Source organism: Plastoroseomonas arctica (genome assembly GCF_018128965.1).
GTDB classification, from domain to species: Bacteria; Pseudomonadota; Alphaproteobacteria; order Acetobacterales; family Acetobacteraceae; genus Plastoroseomonas; species Plastoroseomonas arctica.
On record NZ_JAAEDH010000012.1, the window covers coordinates 47,595 to 65,425 of the forward strand.

Annotated in this window: 16 protein-coding genes; 8 read left to right on the forward strand and 8 right to left on the reverse strand. The window is 70.0% G+C overall.

Translation table 11 applies throughout. The features are described from left to right. Nucleotide 1: 1 nt before the first annotated feature. The 6 genes from GXW79_RS11725 to GXW79_RS11750 form a co-directional block, all read right to left on the reverse strand. Nucleotides 2–985 (reverse strand): Bug family tripartite tricarboxylate transporter substrate binding protein, encoded by a 984-nt coding sequence (locus GXW79_RS11725; RefSeq protein WP_211874576.1) that lies wholly within the window; start codon nt 983–985, stop codon nt 2–4. A 51-nt stretch (nt 986–1,036) separates the two neighbouring features. Continuing rightward, a complete protein-coding gene (locus GXW79_RS11730) occupies nt 1,037–1,813 on the reverse strand; it encodes a metallophosphoesterase (protein ID WP_211874577.1) in 777 nt (258 codons plus the stop codon). 9 nt (nt 1,814–1,822) lie between these two features. Continuing rightward, a complete protein-coding gene (locus GXW79_RS11735) occupies nt 1,823–2,710 on the reverse strand; it encodes a glycosyltransferase family 2 protein (protein WP_211874578.1) in 888 nt (295 codons plus the stop codon). A 14-nt stretch (nt 2,711–2,724) separates the two neighbouring features. Continuing rightward, nucleotides 2,725–3,129, reverse strand: a complete 405-nt coding sequence (locus GXW79_RS11740; RefSeq protein ID WP_211874579.1) for a hypothetical protein — start codon at nt 3,127–3,129, stop codon at nt 2,725–2,727. Nucleotides 3,130–3,192: 63 nt separating this feature from the next. Then, entirely contained in the window at nt 3,193–4,587 is a 1,395-nt protein-coding gene (locus GXW79_RS11745) for an amidase family protein (protein ID WP_211874580.1), read from the reverse strand. Then, nucleotides 4,584–5,609, reverse strand: coding sequence for an enoyl-CoA hydratase/isomerase family protein (locus GXW79_RS11750; RefSeq protein WP_211874581.1), 1,026 nt, complete (start codon nt 5,607–5,609; stop codon nt 4,584–4,586). The genes GXW79_RS11745 and GXW79_RS11750 overlap by 4 nt, the downstream gene beginning before the upstream one ends. A gap of 97 nt (nt 5,610–5,706) precedes the next feature. Between GXW79_RS11750 and GXW79_RS11755 the strand changes: the two genes are divergently transcribed. Together GXW79_RS11755 and GXW79_RS11760 are read left to right on the forward strand one after the other, a co-directional pair. Beyond that, nucleotides 5,707–6,753, forward strand: a complete 1,047-nt coding sequence (locus tag GXW79_RS11755) for an ATP-binding cassette domain-containing protein (RefSeq protein ID WP_211874582.1) — start codon at nt 5,707–5,709, stop codon at nt 6,751–6,753. 29 nt (nt 6,754–6,782) lie between these two features. Continuing rightward, the gene (locus GXW79_RS11760; RefSeq protein ID WP_246503943.1) at nt 6,783–7,520 is read left to right on the forward strand and encodes a superoxide dismutase; all 738 of its coding nucleotides are present in this window, start codon (nt 6,783–6,785) and stop codon (nt 7,518–7,520) included. A 55-nt stretch (nt 7,521–7,575) separates the two neighbouring features. On the opposite strand, the gene GXW79_RS11765 is transcribed toward GXW79_RS11760, so the two are convergent. Then, nucleotides 7,576–8,280: a C13 family peptidase gene (locus tag GXW79_RS11765; RefSeq protein WP_211874583.1), complete on the reverse strand. Its 705-nt coding sequence runs from the start codon at nt 8,278–8,280 to the stop codon at nt 7,576–7,578. Between the two features lie 240 nt (nt 8,281–8,520). Between GXW79_RS11765 and GXW79_RS11770 the strand changes: the two genes are divergently transcribed. After that, nucleotides 8,521–9,114 carry a hypothetical protein gene (locus tag GXW79_RS11770; RefSeq protein WP_211874584.1) on the forward strand — a complete coding sequence of 198 codons (594 nt, stop codon included), beginning with the start codon at nt 8,521–8,523 and terminating at the stop codon, nt 9,112–9,114. Here the strand turns inward: GXW79_RS11770 and GXW79_RS11775 are convergent. Beyond that, on the reverse strand, nt 9,078–9,857 hold the full coding sequence (locus tag GXW79_RS11775) for a response regulator transcription factor (RefSeq protein WP_211874585.1): 780 nt from the start codon (nt 9,855–9,857) through the stop codon (nt 9,078–9,080). The genes GXW79_RS11770 and GXW79_RS11775 overlap by 37 nt on opposite strands. Before the next feature lie 172 nt (nt 9,858–10,029). On the opposite strand from GXW79_RS11775, the gene GXW79_RS11780 reads away from it, so the two are divergent. The 5 genes from GXW79_RS11780 to GXW79_RS11800 all read left to right on the forward strand — a co-directional run bounded on the left by GXW79_RS11780 (nt 10,030) and on the right by GXW79_RS11800 (nt 17,800). Next, entirely contained in the window at nt 10,030–12,099 is a 2,070-nt protein-coding gene (locus GXW79_RS11780; RefSeq protein ID WP_211874586.1) for a prolyl oligopeptidase family serine peptidase, read from the forward strand. Between the two features lie 432 nt (nt 12,100–12,531). After that, on the forward strand, nt 12,532–14,754 hold the full coding sequence (gene pnp, locus GXW79_RS11785) for a polyribonucleotide nucleotidyltransferase (protein ID WP_211874587.1): 2,223 nt from the start codon (nt 12,532–12,534) through the stop codon (nt 14,752–14,754). Between the two features lie 162 nt (nt 14,755–14,916). Continuing rightward, nucleotides 14,917–16,293, forward strand: a complete 1,377-nt coding sequence (locus GXW79_RS11790) for an NAD(P)H-dependent flavin oxidoreductase (protein ID WP_408901555.1) — start codon at nt 14,917–14,919, stop codon at nt 16,291–16,293. Nucleotides 16,294–16,359: 66 nt separating this feature from the next. After that, nucleotides 16,360–17,310 carry a Bug family tripartite tricarboxylate transporter substrate binding protein gene (locus GXW79_RS11795; RefSeq protein ID WP_211874589.1) on the forward strand — a complete coding sequence of 317 codons (951 nt, stop codon included), beginning with the start codon at nt 16,360–16,362 and terminating at the stop codon, nt 17,308–17,310. 73 nt (nt 17,311–17,383) lie between these two features. Next, the gene (locus tag GXW79_RS11800) at nt 17,384–17,800 is read left to right on the forward strand and encodes a hypothetical protein (protein ID WP_211874590.1); all 417 of its coding nucleotides are present in this window, start codon (nt 17,384–17,386) and stop codon (nt 17,798–17,800) included. Nucleotides 17,801–17,831: the final 31 nt, after the last annotated feature.

Below are 17,831 nucleotides of genomic sequence, written 5' to 3' on the forward strand. Positions count from 1 at the left end.
CTCAGGTCGCGTCGAGTTGCAGCCCCTCGCGCTGGATCACCGCGCGCCACTTCACGATCTCGGCCTGCACGAAGGCGGTGAAATCGGGCACCGAGCCATACAGGGAGACACCGCCCATCTGCACGAGCCGCGCCTTCATCGCATCCGTCGCGTCCATCGCGCGCATCGCCTCGTTCAGCGCCTGGGTCGCGGCGTTCGGAACCGCGGACGAATAGAACATGCCGAACCAGGTGTTCACGTCGAACTGCGCGAGCTCGGGCATCGTCTCGCGCGCGGCGGGCAGGTCGGGCAGCTCCGCGTTGCGCTCGGCGCTGCTGACGGCGAGTGCGCGGACCGTGCCCGCCCGCACCTGCTGGATGCCGCTCGAGAGGTTGTCCCACATGTACTGGATGTTGCCGGCGACCAGTTCGACCATCGCGGGGCCGGCGCCGCGATAGGGGATGTGGATCGCCTCCGTCCCGGTCGCCTGGTTGAACCACACGCCGGTGAGGTGCGGGCTCTGCCCGACGCCCGGCGAGCCATAGCTCAGCCGGCCGGGATTGCGCTTAAGGTGCGCCACCAGCTCGGGCAGGGAGTTCGCCGGGACCGAGGGGTGCACCACCAGCACGTTCGGGCCCTTCACCACGCCGGCCACGGGCTGGAACTGCTCGGGGCGGAAGGGCAGGTTGCGGAACAGGGAATAGGCGATCGCCTGCGGCCCGATATTGCCCGACAGGATGGTGTGGCCATCGGCCGGGGCGCGCAGCACCTCCTGCGTGCCGATGATGCCGCCGGCGCCGGAGCGGTTCTCCACCACCACGTTCACGCCCCAGGCCTGCTGCAGATGCGCGCCGACCAGCCGGCCGGCGATGTCGGAGGTGCCGGCGGGTGCGGCGGGCACCACGATCCGCACCGGCTGCGTCGGCCGCCAGGTGGATTGCGCGCGCGCGATGGCGGGTGCGGCGAGAAAGGGCAGCGCGAGGGCTGCGCGGCGGGCGATGGTCATGGACGGTTTTCCCCAGAGTTCGTTGCGCGCAGGATGCCCGCGCGCGCGGGATCACGCCAGCGGGGCGGCCGCGGCCAGGTGCACGCCGATGCTCTCGGCCTCGCACCGCACGATGGCGTATTCGATGGGTGCGGCGCGCTCGATGGCCGGCTGGCCGGCGGCGAACTTCACCTCGAAGGCGGTGCCGCGCAGCGAGGAGGTGGGGATGCCCCGCCAGCTACCGGCGAGCGCGCGATGGGTGTGGCCGTGGAACATGTGCCGGATGCGGGCGCGATGCGGTTCCAGCACCGACAAGAGCGCCGCGCCGTCGAGCAGCCGGATCGCGTCCATGCCGGGGATGCCGATCGGCATCGGCGGGTGGTGCAGGAACAGCAGCACCGGCCCGTCGCCCTCCGCGAGGCGATCGGCGAGCCAACCGAGCCGCACCGCGCACAGCGTGCCGTGCGGCGCCCCGGGGGTGAGCGTGTCGAGCAGGATGCAGCGCCCGGCGGGGGTCTCGAAGGCTTGCTGGCAGAACCCGTTGACGTCCAGCGGCGTGTCCGGGAACGCCGCCGCGAAGGCCGCGCGGTCGTCATGGTTGCCGAGCATCAAGTGCGTGGGGCAGGGCAGGGCTTCCAGCATCCGCGCCAGTTCCCGGTAAGCATCGGGCTCGCCGTCGCGCGCCAGGTCGCCGCTGAGGATCGCAAAGGCGAAGGGCGTGGTCGCGGCCTCGGCGGCGATGGCGGCCACCGCGGCCGCAAAGCGCGCATTGGTGTCCTGGCCGAACAGCAATTCGTCCGGCGGGGCGATGTGCGGGTCGGTCAGATGCAGGAAGTGGAACGGCGTCATGCGCGGAGCCTAGCGTCGCCCGCGCAGCCAGGCGAGCGTGCCCCAGAACCCCGCGATATCGGCCCAGGCGCGGCCGCCGCGCAGCGTCAGCGCATGGCCGATCGCCTTGCCGGCATGGTGGCGCAGCCGGCCCAGCGCCTCCGCCTTGCCGCCATGTTTTTCGAGATAGCGCAGCCGCGACCAGGCGAGGTGATAGGCCTTGATCCAGGCGACGCGGCGCGACGGCGCCGAGGATTTCCCGCCGGCATGCCCGGCACGCGCCGCGGGCACCACCACGATCGAGCGCCCCATCGCGCGCGCCGCGGCGCAGAGGTCGTCATCCTCGTAGTAGAGGAAGAACGCCTCGTCGAAGCGCAGCCCGTCGGCGCGGCGCAACAGCATGCACGCACCGGAGACGAACTCCGCGCAGAACGGCGCTGCGGGCCAGGACTCGCTCCGGCGGTTGCGATCCAGCGCTCGCCGCCGCACCTGCGCCGCATCCCAGGAGCGCACCGGCTTCCCGTCATCGTCGAGCAGCGCGGGTGCGAGGATGGCGGCATCGGGGTAGGCGTCGGCGGCGGCGATGAGGGTGCCGAGCGCGCTGGTGGCGATCCGGCCATCGGGATTAAGCAGCAGGACGAGTTCGCGCGACGCCGCCGCGATCCCCGCATTGCACCCCGCCCCAAAACCGCGATTCTCCGGCTGGGCCAGGATGACCGCGCCGGGCCGCGCGGCGCGCGCGACCGCGAGCGTGTCATCCGGGCTCGCATTGTCGACGATGATGGTTTCCACCGCCTCGGGCAGCGCCCGCAGCGCCTCGGCGATCACGCCGGCGCTGCGATAGGTGACGATGACGACCGAGAGGCGCAGCAGCGGGGGCCTGAACGCTCCCGCGGGTTCTTCCCTGGCGATGGTCAAGGAAGGGCCAAGGCTTACTGCGCCACCATGCCGCGATTGGTCACGGTGATGCGCGAGGCCTGGCAGACATCGACGTTCATCAGGTCGGCGCGGCGCCCATTCACCCAAACCACGCGGAAATCATAGCCACCCGGATTGGCGGCGACGAAGTTCATCGACTGCCCCGGCTGAAGAACACGCTGGCCGAGCTGGTCCACGCCGAAGCTCGCGAGGCGGGACGAGCTGAAATACAGCTCGCGCACCGTCACGTTGGACTGGTTGACGACGGTGAATCGGGTGTCGCAGGCCTGCCGCGGCACCTGCTGCACGATGGGCTGGACGTACTGCGCGCCCTGGCCCGCGGTCTGCGGCACGACGCAGCCGGCGAGGCCCAGGCTGCCCAGCACGGCGAGGGCGGCGAACACTTGGCGGCGGATCATGCGCTTTTTCCCCTATGATGAAGCGGCGCGACCGTAACGTTCCGCCAGGGCGAGGGCAATCGATCAGCGAGGGTCGATCGGCGATTCCGGCGCGCCGCCTGCCTCGATGGCCAGCCCGGCTGCGAGCAGCAGGTCCTCGCGGTAGCGCCCCGCCAGCAGTTGCACGCCGACCGGCACCGACCCGACCATTCCTGTGCTGACGGTCAGCCCCGGCAGCCCCATCAGCGGCAGCCCCACCTGGGTCAGCTGCGCCTCGATGATGCGGCGGAAGGCCTCGGGGCTTTCCACATCCTCCAGGTCGCGGAATGGGAGTTCGGCGGAGACCGGCGTGATGGCGACGGGGTAGCGCTCGAAGAACGCCATCCATTGCCGGATGAAGCCGGCGCGCGCCTGCAGCGCGTCCATGAAATCATTGGTGTCGGGCAGGGGGCACAGCGCCTCCATCTGGGCGAAGACGAATTGCGCGTCGGCATCGCCCTCGTCGACCAGGGCGGTGTTCATCCCGCGCCGCGATTCCGCGAGCCACAGAAGCGCCTGCAACGCGGCCGGGCGGCGCAGCGGCGGGGTGTCCACCTCCTCCACGATCCACCCGGCGGCCTCAAGCCGCCGGCCGGCGTCGCGCATCGCGTCCTGCACCGCGGCGTCGACGACCAGGCCGTCGGGCGCGAGGCAGAGTGCGGCACGCTGCGGCGCGGCGGGGCCGTGATGCGCGACATCGACCCACCAGGGGTCGCGGATGTCGCGCGCGCGCATCGCGTCATAGGCGAGGGCCACGTCGCCGATGCTGCGCGCGATCGGGCCGGACACGGCCATCATCTGCGCGCCCACCTGGCGCTCCGGCCCCGAGGCGTTCCAGGCCGGGATGCGCCCGAGCGTGGGTCGCAGCCCATGCACACCGCAGGCATAGGCCGGGTAGCGGATGGAGCCGCCGATATCCGTGCCATGCGCGATGGCGCCGATGCCCGCCGTCACGGCCGACGCCGCACCGCCCGAGGATCCGCCCGGCGTGATGCCGGCGTCACGGGGATTCTTCGTGTGGCCATGCAGCGAATTGCGCGTGAACCAGCGCAGCGAGAAGGCGGGCGTGTTGGTGCGCCCGAGCAGCACGGCTCCCGCCTTTCGCAGATTGCTCACCACCGGGCTGTCCTGCTGCGCAACCAGGCCCTTCTGCAGCCGCAGGCCGTTGGTGGTGGCGTAGCCTTCCTGGTCGGTGTTGACCTTGATGGTGGTGGGCACGCCGGCCATCAGCCCGGCATCGTCGCCGCGCGCGATGGCCGCGTCGATCGCGGCAGCCTGGGCCAGCACCTCGTCGGGGCGATGCTCGATCACCGCGTTGAGCGCCGGGTTCACGGCGTCGAGCCGCGCCAACGCATCGCGCGCGACCTCGGTCGCGGAGAGCTGGCGCGAGCGCACGAGGGCGGCGATCTGGGTGGCGGCGAGGCGCCAATACTCGGTCATGCGGCAGCTCCTTCGAACATGGCAGCGATCGCGCCGGGATCGACATCCTCGATCCGGGGGGGAGTCCAGCGCGGCGCGTTGTCCTTGTCCACCAGCACGGCGCGCACGCCCTCGCGGAAGTCGGGGTGGTGGTTCACCACCACGCGGGTCAGCGCCAATTCGGTCGCGAGGCAGGCGGGCAGCGACTGGCGGCCGCCGCGGGCGAGCAATTCATGCGTAGCGAACAGGGAGGTGGGCGAGGCGTGGCGCAGCGCCTTCACCTGGGCAGCTGCCCATTCCGAGGGTTCGGCCTCGAGTGCTGCGAGAATAGAGGGGATCGAGCCAGCGCCGAAGCAGGCATCGATGGCCTCGGCATGGGCGGCGAAGCTGGCGGGCGGCGGCGGCTCGGCGTGGCGCGCGACGGCGCCCGCGTCGCCCGTGGCAAGGGCCGCACGCAGCGCGTCGAGCCGCTCGCGCGGGACGAAATGCGTCGCGAGCCCGGCATGCACCGCATCTGCCCCGTGCAGCCGCGCGCCGGTCAGCGCCAGCCACAGGCCGAGATGGCCGGGCAGGCGCGGCAACGCGAAGCTGGTGCCGACATCGGGGAACAGCGCGATGGCGGTCTCGGGCATCGCGAGCATCGCCTGCTCGGTGACCACGCGATGACTGCCATGGATGGAGACGCCGATGCCGCCGCCCATGCACACGCCGTCGATCAGGCTGATCCAGGGTTTTTCGCAATCCGCGATCGCCTGGTTCACCGCGTATTCGCTGCTGAAGAAGCGCTCCACGGTCGCGGCATCGCCGGCGATGGCGGCGGTGCGGATGGCGCGCACGTCGCCCCCGGCGCAGAAGGCGCGCCCGCCCGCACCTTCCAGCACGATGGCCGTCACCCCGGCGTCGTCGCGCCATTCCGCGATGGCCTCGGCGAAGGCGTCGATCATGCCCTGGTCGAGCGCGTTCAGCGCGCGGGGCCGGTTCATGGTGAGCCGCGCGAGCGGGCCCGCGCGTTCGGCGATGAGGGAGGGTTCGGTGGCGCTCATGCGGGTGTTCCTGGCCTGTCCGTTTCGCCTAGCCTCTGGCCCGACATGGGGCAAGCCGCGTTGACGCGCCGGCGCCGCGTCGCGCATGCACCCCCGTATGCACGCGCCCATCCTGGTCATCGAGTCGCTGCGCCACGCCGGGCCCACCGGCGCGACGCTGTTCGACGGGCTGGACCTCACCATCGCGCGCGGCGAGTGGGTGACGCTGCTGGGCGGCGTGGGCGCGGGCAAGACCACGCTGCTGCGCCTGATCGCCGAGCAGGGCTGGTCGAAGGTCTCCGCGCGGCTGGTCGCACCGCCGCGGCCCTCGCTGCCCTGGCAGGGCTGCGCCCAGCGCCTTGCCCAGCCGCTGCGCAGCGGCGGACTGCCGCGCGCCGAGGCGGAGATGCGGGTGCGCCAGGCACTCGCCCGCGTCGGCCTCGCCGAGCAGGCGGACACGCTGCCGAGCGCGCTGTCCGAAGGTGCTTCCGCGCGCCTGGCGCTGGCGGCGGCCATGCTTTCGGGCGCGGGGCTGCTGCTGCTCGACGGCCTGGCCGATGCGGGCCTCGCCGCCGCGCTGCTGGAGTGGCGGCGGGAGAGCGGGGTCGCCGTGCTGTGCGCCGTGCGCGACGCGATGCCGGCGGCAGGCCTGGGCGACCGGGTCGCCGTACTGGCCGGCGGGCGCATCGTGCAGCAGGGGCTGGCGCAGGCGCTGTTCGACACCCCCGCCGATGCCCGCGTTGCAAGGCTCATGGGACCGTGCACGCTACTGCCCGGACGGCTGCTCGACGGCGAGGATGAGGATGGCTTCGCGACCATGGTGCTCGACGGTGGCACCCGGCTGCTCGGCCGCGCGCCGGCGGTGCAAGTGGGCGAACGCTGCCTCGCCTACGTCCGGCCAGGTCGCGTGGTGGTCGCCAGCGGCGCCGCGGGAGATTTCGGCGAGGGTGCGCTTCCGGCCCGCGTTCTGGAGCGGCGTGCGCTGGGCGATGTCGTCGCGCTGCGCCTCGCCCTCGCGGATGGCACGGACTTGCTGGCCCATCGGCCGGCGGGCGGGGCAGCCCTGCCGGCGCCGGGTGCGCAGGCGGTGGTGCTGCTGCCGCCACAGGATGTCGTGATCCTTCCCGAAGCCGGGCTTGTGGGCCGGGCGCCGCGCGCGACATAAGGGTCGCCAATCACAGAACGGGAAACACCATGTCGGTCATGCAGCGTCGCGGTTTGCTGGGTCTTGTCGCCGGGGGTGCGATCCTCGCTTCCCTTCCACACCGCGTCTGGGCCCAGGCCGCGGCACCGGCGGCGCCGACCGGCCCCTTCACCCTGCCCGACCTGCCCTACGCCCCGGCCGCCAACGAGGCCGCGATCGACGCGCGCACCATGGAAATCCACCACGGCTTCCATCACCGCGCCTATGTGAACAACCTCAACACCGCCGCGGCCGCGAACCCGCAGCTGGGCCAGATGCAGCTGGACGAGCTGCTGATGCGCATCGGCCAGCTGCCCGAGGCGGTGCGCACGGTGGTGCGCAACAGCGGCGGCGGGCACGCCAACCACTCCATGTTCTGGCAGATCATGGGCGGCGCGGGCGGCGAGCCCAGCGGCGAGTTGGCCGCCGCGATCACGCGGGACTTCGAGAGCTTCGCCACCTTCAAGACCCGCTTCGAGGCCGCCGGCAACGGCGTGTTCGGCTCGGGCTGGGTGTTCGTGACAGTCGCCAATGACGGCAAGCTTGCGCTGGTCGCCAAGCCGAACCAGGACACGCCGCTGATGGATGGCAGCCGCGTGCTGATGGGCAATGACGTCTGGGAACATGCCTACTACCTGCGCTACCAGAACCGCCGCCCGGAATACACGCGCAACTGGTGGAACGTGGTGGACTGGGCGAAGGTGAGTGAGCGCTACGCGGCGGCGAAGGCGGGGACGCTGCGTATCTGAGGGATCAAAGCCCGGGGGAATTCCACTTCCCCCGGGCTCTTTTGTCCCGACGGATCTACCGCGCGACGAGGCTCGTCACGCGGTCGCCGATGGTGGTCGGCGGCTCGCTCGGGCGCACGCGCATCTGCTGTTCCCGCATGCCCACGCAGGCCGTGGTGGAGCGCGCCACTTCCGCCCAGGCACCGCCGCGCTCATAGGCCTTGAGCAGGCATTCGTCATAGACCGTGAAGACCTCGCCGGCGCCGCAGCCAAAGCTCGGCCGATCGCGGCGGGCGGCCATCATGACGATGCGGTTGGGGCGCGCCAGCGCATCGGCGTAGATGCCGGTGAAGCAGCCCGACAGGATCGCGACCGTTGGCGCCTCGCCGCAGCCCTGGGTCAGCGCGCGGTCGAGCAGGGCGGGCGAGACCACGGCCTGCGCGGGCGAGAAGACCAGGCCCTGCTCCGGCGCGCCGTGCATGGTCATGTAGACGAGGCAGCCCTCCCCCTGCGCGGGCCGCAGCCCGGCGATGGCGGCGAGCACGGCGCGGGGCTCGGCCGGTTCGGCGGCGCGGCTGCGGTCGGAGAAGCGGCGGATGGTGGCGCGCTCGCCGAGCAGGGACGCCATGCGCGCGGTCGCGTTCTCCCACACCGGCAGGCTGTCGTCGCCGGCGACGATCACCGCGCGCCAGCGCAGGTTGGCGTTGGCCTTGGGCTCGGCGGGCATGGCCGGGGCGCAGGCGGCGCCGAGCAGGAGCAATCCGAGGACGAGTGAGCGCATGCGCGGAGCATGGGGTCGGTGCGTTGCCGCGTCCACCGCAAAGCGGAGACGACCCCGTGCCGCGCCCAGCGCGGACGGGGCGGCGCCGGCCGAGACGGCGCCATTGTCGTCTGTGTCGCGACAGTCGGGATGTTCATCTCTCGTTCATTATTGGGATGTCTTATCAGACCGTTAACGCAGAACGGGATGGTCAGGCCAATGTTCACCAATATCGCGCACCGGTTGAAGATGATTTCTTGTGTGGCTGCAGGCCTGCTGCTGACCGGGCAGGCGCGCGCGCAGGAGGCCGCCCTTGGCGGTTTCTACGTCAATGGCTTCGCCGGGGCCGCGATCATTGATTCGACGGTGAATTTCGCCGCGACGGCCAACCGGCCCGCCGGCCGCTTCGTGGACCAGGGCGGCGACGGGCTGCTGGTCGGCGCGCGGCTGGGCTGGGGCACCGTGCTCGCGCCGCATCTCTATGCCGGCGTCGAGCTGGAGGGCGTCTTCCCCTACAACGTCACCAGCCGGCTGATGGCCTATGGCGCGGAGTACCGCGCCAGGCTGCGCAACGAGATCGGCGGCTATGCGCGGGTGGGCTGGACCTCGGATGGCGGCAGCGTGGTCTTCGCGCGCGCCGGCTTCTCGATGCCGCGGCAGATCTTCCAGAGCACGCAATCGCCGGGCGGCCGCAACAGCGCGGCGTGGAGCGCGGTGCCGGCCTTCGGTGTGGGCGCCGAGGTGCCGGTGTGGGGCCCCGTCTTCGCGCGTTTCGATGTGGGCTACTCGATGCAGCGTGGCGCGAACCGGCTGGAGACCTATCGGCTGAACGCGGGATTCACGCTGCGGTTCTGATCCCGGGTCGAAGGCGCCGCGTCCGGCGCCACCAGCCGGTAGCCGACGCCGCGGACCGCGCGGATGGCGCCGTATTCGGCGTCCATGCCGAGCTTGCGGCGCAGGCCGAGCACGAGATTGTCCACGCTGCGGTCGCCATAGGCGATGATGCGGCCGAGCACGTCGGCCGCGATATCCTCGCGCCGGGCGACGCCGCGTCCCGCCTTGGCCAGGCAGCGGAGCAGGGCCAGCTCGCTGCGCGCGAGCCGGATGCGGGTGCCGTCGGCACGGCGCACGGCGCGGCTTTCGGGTTCGAGCTGCAGCCCTTCGCCCAGCGGCAGGCCGGCCGGGGCAGGGGACGTGTCACCGGGCGCGGCGCGGCGCAGCGCGGCGCGCAGTCGGGCGCCGGCCAGGCGCGGTGCGAGTGGCTTGGCCCAATACAGATCGGCCCCGAGTTCGGTGAGGATGATCTCCTCCTCCGCCTGGGCCGCGCCGGTCTGCACGGCGAGCACCAGGCGCGGCCGCTGCTGCCCGAGTGCGCGGATGGTGGCGAGCAGCCCCGCTTCCGCGAGGCTCGCGTCGAGCAGCAGCGCCTCCGGCGCGGGCGTTTCGCTGAGACGATGCCATGCCGTAGCGAGATCATGCGCCGCCGCGACCGCGAAGCCTTCGGCATCGAGCGCGCGGACGGCGTCGCGCAGACAAGGGCCCTCGGCATCCACGATCAGCAGCCGAGGTCGCCGCAGGAGTTTCACCGCCTGGTCCATGTGCCTGTTTTCGATTTGCAGGAGAGCTTTGCCACACGGTCCCTAAAGATTGTCTTTAGGCGGTGGGCATTCCGTCGTGACTCTCGCCCGACATCCGGCACGCGACGCCGCAAGCCCCACGCCTGGAATGGATACGTCGCGCCGGCTCCCAGGCGCACCGTTGGAGTCCGCCATGACCGCACCGACCATCGCCTATCCGCCCACACGGCGCGGCGCACTCGTGGAGGCGCTGTTCGGCCAGGCGGTCGCCGACCCGTATCGCTGGCTGGAGAACGATGTCCGCCTGGATGCGGAGGTTGCATCCTGGGTCGTGGCGCAGAACCGCGTCACCGACGATCATCTTGGGACGCTGCCGGGCCGCGGCCTCTTCAGGGACCGCCTGAGGACACTCTATGATTATGAACGGTTCGCGATCCCCGTTCACAAGAACGGCCGGTATTTCTATCTCCGTCATGCCGGCGTTGAGAACCAGCGTGTGCTCCATGTCCGCGACGGCGTGGATGGGACACCCCGCGTGCTGATCGATCCGAATGGCTGGGCCGAAGATGGGGCGACCGCGCTGGCCGAATGGTCCGTGTCCGAGGACGGCACGCGCCTCGCTTTCGCAGTACAGGATGGCGGCACCGATTGGCGCACCATCCGGGTGCTGGACGTCGGTACCGGCACGGTGCTCGAGGATGAGGTTTTTTGGGCGCGGTACACCGCCATCGCGTGGAGCAAGGACGGCGTCGGCTTCTTTTATGCGCGGTCTCCCGAGCCCGGGCCGGGCGCAGCGTTCCATGCGAGCGTGGACAATCACGCAATCCATTTCCACGCGCTCGGCACGGCGCAAGCGCAGGACCGGCTGGTGTTTGCGACCCCGGACCAGCCGACCATGCTGCATTCGGCGAGCGTCACCGGCGACGGGCGTTATCTGGTGCTCGTCTCGACGCCGGCTGCCATGGGCAACAGGCTCGCCATCCTGGACCTCGCGCGACCCGATGCGCCGCCGCGCCGGCTGGTCGACAGCCTCGATAACCAATGGGGCGTGTTCGGCAATGTCGGGACGCTGTTCTTCCTCACCACCACGAAGGGCGCGCCGCGCGGCAAGGTGGTGAGCTTGGACATCGCGGCCGCCGACCCGGTGGTGCGGGAGGTGGTGGCGGAGCAGGACTCCGTCCTGAACGCCGCGACGCTGGTCGGCGGGACGTTGCTGCTCTCCTACCTGGTCGATGTGAAGACGGAGGTCAGGCGCTACAGGCTCGACGGCCAGGCCGATGGCGTGGTGCCGCTGCCCGGGATCGGCACCGCGATCGGCTTCGCGGGCGATCACGACGATGCGGAGACCTTCTTCGGCTTCACCAGCTTCAACTGCCCTGGCGTGATCTATCGCTACGATGTCGCGCGCAATGCGGCGGAGGTCTGGAGCGAGGCGCGGGTCGCGGCCGATCTGAGCGGGATCGCGGTCGAGCAGCGGTTCTTCGCGTCGAAGGACGGTACGCGGGTGCCGATGTTCATCATCCGGCGCAAGGATGTGACGGGCCCGGCCCCGACCCTGCTGCATGGGTATGGGGGATATGGCCTGATCGATCCGCCTGCCTTCTCGGTCGAGCGATTGGCCTGGGTCGAGCAGGGCGGGGTGTTCGCGGTCGCGCATATCCGCGGCGGTTCCGAGTATGGCCAGGCGTGGCACCAGGCGGGGCGCCGGCAAAACAAGCAGAACGTCTTCGACGATTTCATCGCCGCGGCGGAGTTCCTCAAGGCCGAGGGGATCGCGTCGCCGGATGGCTTGGCCGTTCTGGGCGCGTCGAACGGCGGGCTTCTGGTGGGCGCGGTAGTCAATCAGCGGCCCGATCTGTTCGCCGCGGCGCTGCCCCAGGTGGGGGTGATGGATATGCTCCGCTTCGACCGGTTCACCGGCGGAACGTTATGGGTGGATGAGTATGGTTCGCCGCAGCAGGAGGCGGATTTCCGCGTTTTGGTGGCCTATTCGCCCTATCACAACATCCGGTCCGGCTTGGCGTATCCTGCGATCCTCGCGACCACCGCGGACACGGATGACCGCGTGGTGCCGGGCCACAGCTTCAAGTATGTCGCGGCCCTGCAGGCCTCGATTATCGGTCCCCGGCCACATCTGATCCGGGTCGAGACGCGTGCCGGTCACGGCGCTGGCAAGCCCATGGACAAGGTCATCGCTGAAGCGGCGGACCTTCTGTCCTTCGCCGCCCACTGGACCAGCCTCAGTGTTAAGTTGCCCTGCTGACCACCGTTACTATGCGTTGTTCGGTGCTGCCTCGCCGGCATTCCCCAGTAGATAAAAATAAAAGAATGGGGTCTGGGGAAATTCTTTTCCCCAGCCTTCTCTTCTTGGTCGAAAATACCAGTGGCGCTTTCCCCCCAACCGCGCCATATCACCCCCGATCGCGCGCGCCCGGATTGCTGGGGTGTGCGGTCAATTCGCTGCGACCGTGGCGGGCCGAGGGCCCAGCGCTGCGGGCCTCTCGTGTGGAGCATCGCGGCGTTTCCGGCCACATGGGCTTGCTTTCCGGCGTTCACGCGTCGGGCCCTCCCCATGCCGCCCGAGACGCCGAGGCTTTCCTCCGGATTGCCCGCCTGTTGGGTTCAGGACCGTGCGGTTGCTCATCCGGGGGCGTCGCCGCAGGTGTGTGCGCCCCGCTGACGCAAGGTAGAACGCATGTTCGACAAGTATTTCCGCAAGGATATCAACTGGGGCGGCAAGACCCTGACGCTGGAGACGGGCAAGGTCGCCCGCCAGGCCGATGGCGCCGTGATGGCGCGCCTGGGCGACACCATCGTGCTTTGCACCGCGGTCGGTGCCCGCTCGGTCAAGCCGGGCCAGGATTTCTTCCCGCTGACGGTGAACTACCAGGAGAAGGCCTTTGCCGCCGGCAAGATCCCCGGTGGCTTCTTCAAGCGCGAGGGCCGTCCCTCCGAGAACGAGACACTCGTCTCCCGCCTGATCGACCGCCCGCTGCGCCCGCTGTTCCCCGATGGATTCCGCAACGAGATCCAGGTGGTGGCGACGGTGCTGAGCCATGACATGGAGAACGACCCGGATATGGTCGCGATGGTGGGTTGTTCCGCCGCGCTGACGCTTTCGGGCATTCCGTTCTTCGGCCCGATCGCCGGTGCGCGCATCGGCTACGTCGACGGCGCCTATGTGCTGAACCCCACGCTGGAGCAGCGCAAGGCGTCCGTGCTGGACCTGGTCATGGCCGGCACCGCCGAGGGCGTGCTGATGGTGGAATCCGAGGCGCATGAGCTCAGCGAAGAGATTCTCCTCGGCGCGCTGAAGTTCGGCCATGAGGGCATGCAGGCGGTGATCCAGGGGATCATCGAGCTGGCCGAGGTCTCGGCGAAGGAGCCCTGGGCGGTGACAGAGGTCTCCGATGCCGAGGTCGCGCTCAAGAAGCGGATTTCGGAGCTGGGGTCCGCCGATATGACGGTGGCCTATGCCGAGACGCAGAAGCTGGTGCGCCAGGACAAGGTGGGCGCGGTGAAGAAGGCGATCGTTGCCAAGCTCGCCGAGGAAGGCGTCGAGGCGGGGGCGGCCAAGGGGCTGCTCAAGGCGCTCGAGGCCGATGTGGTGCGCAACGCGATCCTGGATACGGGCCTGCGCATCGATGGGCGCGACACCAAGACGGTGCGGCCGATCATGGCGGAGGTGGGCGTGCTGCCGCGCGCGCATGGCTCGGCGCTGTTCACCCGCGGCGAGACGCAGGCGCTGTGCGTGGCCACCTTGGGCACCGGGCAGGATGAGCAGATCATCGATCAGCTCGCCGGCGAGTACCGCGAGAACTTCATGCTGCACTACAACTTCCCCCCCTACTCGGTGAACGAGACGGGCCGCATGGGCTCGCCCGGCCGGCGCGAAGTGGGCCATGGGAAGCTGGCGTGGCGGGCGATCCATCCGCTGCTGCCGGAGAAGGAGAAGTTCCCCTACACCATGCGCGTGGTCTCCGAGATCACGGAGAGCAACGGGTCGTCCTCGATGGCGACGGTGTGCGGGACGTCGCTGGCGCTGATGGATGCGGGCGTGCCGCTGAAGCGGCCCTGCGCGGGCATCGCGATGGGCCTGATCAAGGAGGATCGCGGGTTTGCGGTGCTGAGCGATATCCTGGGTGATGAGGATCACCTTGGGGATATGGATTTCAAGGTGGCCGGCACGGAGAAGGGGATCACCTCGCTCCAGATGGACATCAAGATCACGTCCATCACCTTCGAGATCATGGAAGTGGCGCTGGGCCAGGCCAAGGATGGCCGCCTGCACATCCTGGGCGAGATGGCCAAGGGCCTCTCGGGTGCGCGCAACGACGTGGCGCAGACCGCGCCGCGCATCACCATGATGAGCGTGCCGAAGGACAAGATCCGCGACGTGATCGGCTCCGGCGGCAAGGTCATCCGCGAGATCTGCGAGCAGACCGGCTGCAAGATCGACATCGACGATGACGGCACCATCAAGGTGGCCGCGACCTCGACCGAGCAGGCGCAGAAGGCGATCGACTGGATCCGCGGCATCGTGGCGGAGCCGGAGATCGGCGCGATCTACAATGGCAAGGTCGTGAAGACCGCCGAATTCGGCGCCTTCGTGAACTTCCTCGGCGCCAAGGACGGCCTGGTCCACATCTCCGAGCTCGCCAATGAGCGCGTGTCCAAGACCTCGGACATCGTCAAGGACGGCGATGCGGTGAAGGTCAAGGTCATCGGCTTCGACGAGCGCGGCAAGGTCAAGCTGTCGATGCGCGTCGTCGACCAGGCGACGGGTGCCGACATCACCGAGCAGGTGGGTGCCAAGCGCCCGCGTGCCGAGGGCGAGGGTGCGGAGCGTCCCGAGCGCGGCGAGCGTCCCTTCCGTGGCGAGCGGCGCGACCGCGGCCCGCGCGATGCGGCCGACTGACACATGATATCGGGGGGCCGGTCTAGGACTGGCCCCTCGCGCCCCCCATATCCGACCCTGGACCTCACGCGGCTTTTCCGCATATGTCCGCCATGACTCATTTGTGAATCCCTGGCTCGCAACGTGGAGCGCCCCTTCTTGAACACCATCAGCCCGATCCGCATGGGCGGCGTGGACGTCCTTCCCCTCGTCGAAGGCGGCAAGGGGGTCTCCGCGTCCAATGGAGCCTCCTGCGGCTCCTGGGCGGCGTCGGGTGGCGTGGGCACGTTCTCCGCGGTCAATGCCGACAGCTATGACGCCGAAGGCCGCGCCATCCCGCAGGAATACCACGGCAAGACGCGCCGCGACCGGCACGAGGAGCTGGTCGAGTACGGCATCAAGGGCGCGATTGCCCAGGCGCGCGAGGCGCATGAGCGCGCCGGCGGCAAGGGCCGGATCCACGCGAACATCCTTTGGGAGATGGGCGGGGCGGAGCGCGTCGCGCGGGGCATGCTGAAAGGGGCTCGCGGCCTGATCCACGGCATCACCTGCGGCGCGGGCATGCCCTATCGCTTGGCCGATGTCGCGCGCGACTTCGGCGTGCACTACTACCCCATCGTCTCCTCCGCCCGCGCCTTCGCCGCCCTCTGGAAGCGCGCCTACTCCAAGACGCGGGAGTGGCTGGGCGGCGTGGTCTACGAGGACCCCTGGCTCGCCGGCGGCCATAACGGCCTGTCCAACAGCGAGGACCCGAAGAAGCCCGAGGCGCCCTATGCGCGCGTGGCCAAGCTTCGCGCGCAGATGCGCGAGTTCGGCCTGGGTGACGTGCCGATCATCATGGCCGGCGGCGTATGGTGGCTGGAGGAATGGTCCGACTGGATCGACAATCCCGAGCTCGGCCCGGTGGCGTTCCAGTTCGGCACGCGGCCGCTGCTGACCCAGGAAAGCCCGATCCCCGAGGGCTGGAAGCAGCGCCTGCTCGGCCTCAAGCCGGGCGACGTGATGCTGCAGCCGTATTCGCCCACGGGCTTCTATTCTTCGGCCGTGAAGAACGAGTACCTGGCGGAGCTGGAGCAGCGCAACGAGCGCCAGGTCGCCTACACGATGGAGCCGGTCGGCGAGCATCTCACTGAATACGGCGTCGGTCCGCGCAAGCGCCCGGTGTGGCTGGTGCCGCACGATTTCGGCCGCGTCCGCCGCTGGGAGGCCGAGGGCTTCACCGAGGCCCTGCGCACGCCCGACAACACGCTGATCTTCGTCACGCGCGACAAGGCGGCGGAGATCCTCAAGGACCAGGTGGATTGCATGGGCTGCCTCAGCCAGTGCCGTTTCTCCAACTGGTCCCAGCACGAGCCGGATTTCACCAACGGGAAGAAGGCCGATCCGCGCAGCTTCTGCATCCAGAAGACGCTGCAGGACATCGCCCATGGCGGCTCGCTCGAGAACAACCTGATGTTCGCCGGGCACAATGCGTACCGCTTCGGGTCGGACCCGTTCTACTCGAATGGGTTCATCCCGACGGTAAAGCAGCTGTTCGAACGGATCATGACCGGGCGGTGAGCCCGGCGCTTCGCGCGCCCTGTGTGACCGGCTAGAAGCTTCGGCAAGCATTCCGGAGGAGCCTTCATGCCCGTGTTTCGTCGCGCGTTGCTGGGTAGCGTACTGGCGGCACCCGCCCTGGCGCAGGGCCTCGCGCGGCCGATCCGCTTCATCGCACCCTATGCGCCCGGCGGCGGGATCGACACCACGGCGCGCCTCCTCGCGGGGCCGATGGGCGCGAAGCTGGGCCAGCCGCTGATCGTGGAAAACCGGGCCGGGGCGGGCGGCAGCCTCGGCGCGGCTGAGGTCGCGCGCAGCGCGCCCGATGGACATACGGTGATGGTCGATGCGCTCGCCCACACCGTGAACCCGCATCTGATCCGCAACCTGCCCTTCGACTACGCGACCGCCTTCACGCCGATCAGCCAGGTTGTGGTGCTGCCGCAGATCCTGATCGTGCCGAACGCGCTGCCGGCGCGCACGCTGGCGGAGTTCGTGGCCCTGCTCAAGGCGCGACCGGGGGCCTACTCCTACGGCTCCTCGGGCAATGCGACGGCGGCGCATCTGGCGTCCGCCCTGTTCCTTGAGCGCGCGCAGGCGGAGATGATCCACGTGCCCTATCGCGGCGGAACCGCGGCGCTGCCCGACCTGATCGCGGGCACGACGTCGATGATCTTCGCCACCGTCTCCTCAGGCCTGCAGCTGGTGCGCGAGGGCCGCGTGCGCGCGCTGGGCGTGACCACCACCACCCGCATCGCGCCGCTGCCCGACGTGCCGACCATCGCGGAGCAGGGCTACCCCGGCTACGAGCTGAACGAGTGGAACGGGTTCTATGGCCCGGCGGGGATGAGTCCCGCGCTGGTCACGGCTTTCTATGAGGCGCTGCAATTCGCGCTTGCCGATGCGACCGTGCAGGCGCGCCTCGATGCGCTCGGCGCGATCCCGGTCGGCACCCCGCCGGCCGAATTCGCTACCTATGTGCGCGCGCAACGCGAGGCGATGGGCCGGCTGGTGCGCGAGGCGCGGGTGGAGATCTGAACCCTCCACGCGCCCGGCATTGTTGGGCGCGCGCTTGCATGCTCTGTTTTCGCTCCGGCGCGGTGGAGGCTTCATGCGGAACGTGGTGTTGATGCTCGGGCTGCTGGCAGGCTGTGCGGCGCCGGAGGTGGCGACGACCGCGCACCCCTATGATGGTCGCTGGGCGGTGACGCTCACCTGCGCCGCGACACCCTCCGGCGTGCGCGGCTACGTCTATCAATTCCCCGCCGAAATCCGCGACAGCGTCTTCCGCGGCGAGAACGGGCGCGAGGGATCGCCCGGATGGCTGCTGCTGCGCGGCCCGATCCGCGCCGACGGCCAGGCCAGGCTGGAAGCGCAGGCGCTGACCGGCGAGGTGGCGAGCACTGCGGGCTACGTCCCAACGGCCACACCCTATCGCTACACCGTCGAGGCTCGCTTCCAGCCGCGCAGCGGCCAAGGCCGCCGCATCGAGACGCGCGCCTGCACGGTGGATTTCGCGAAGCAGTAACCGCGCGGCACGCCGCCTGCTTGTCCCCGAC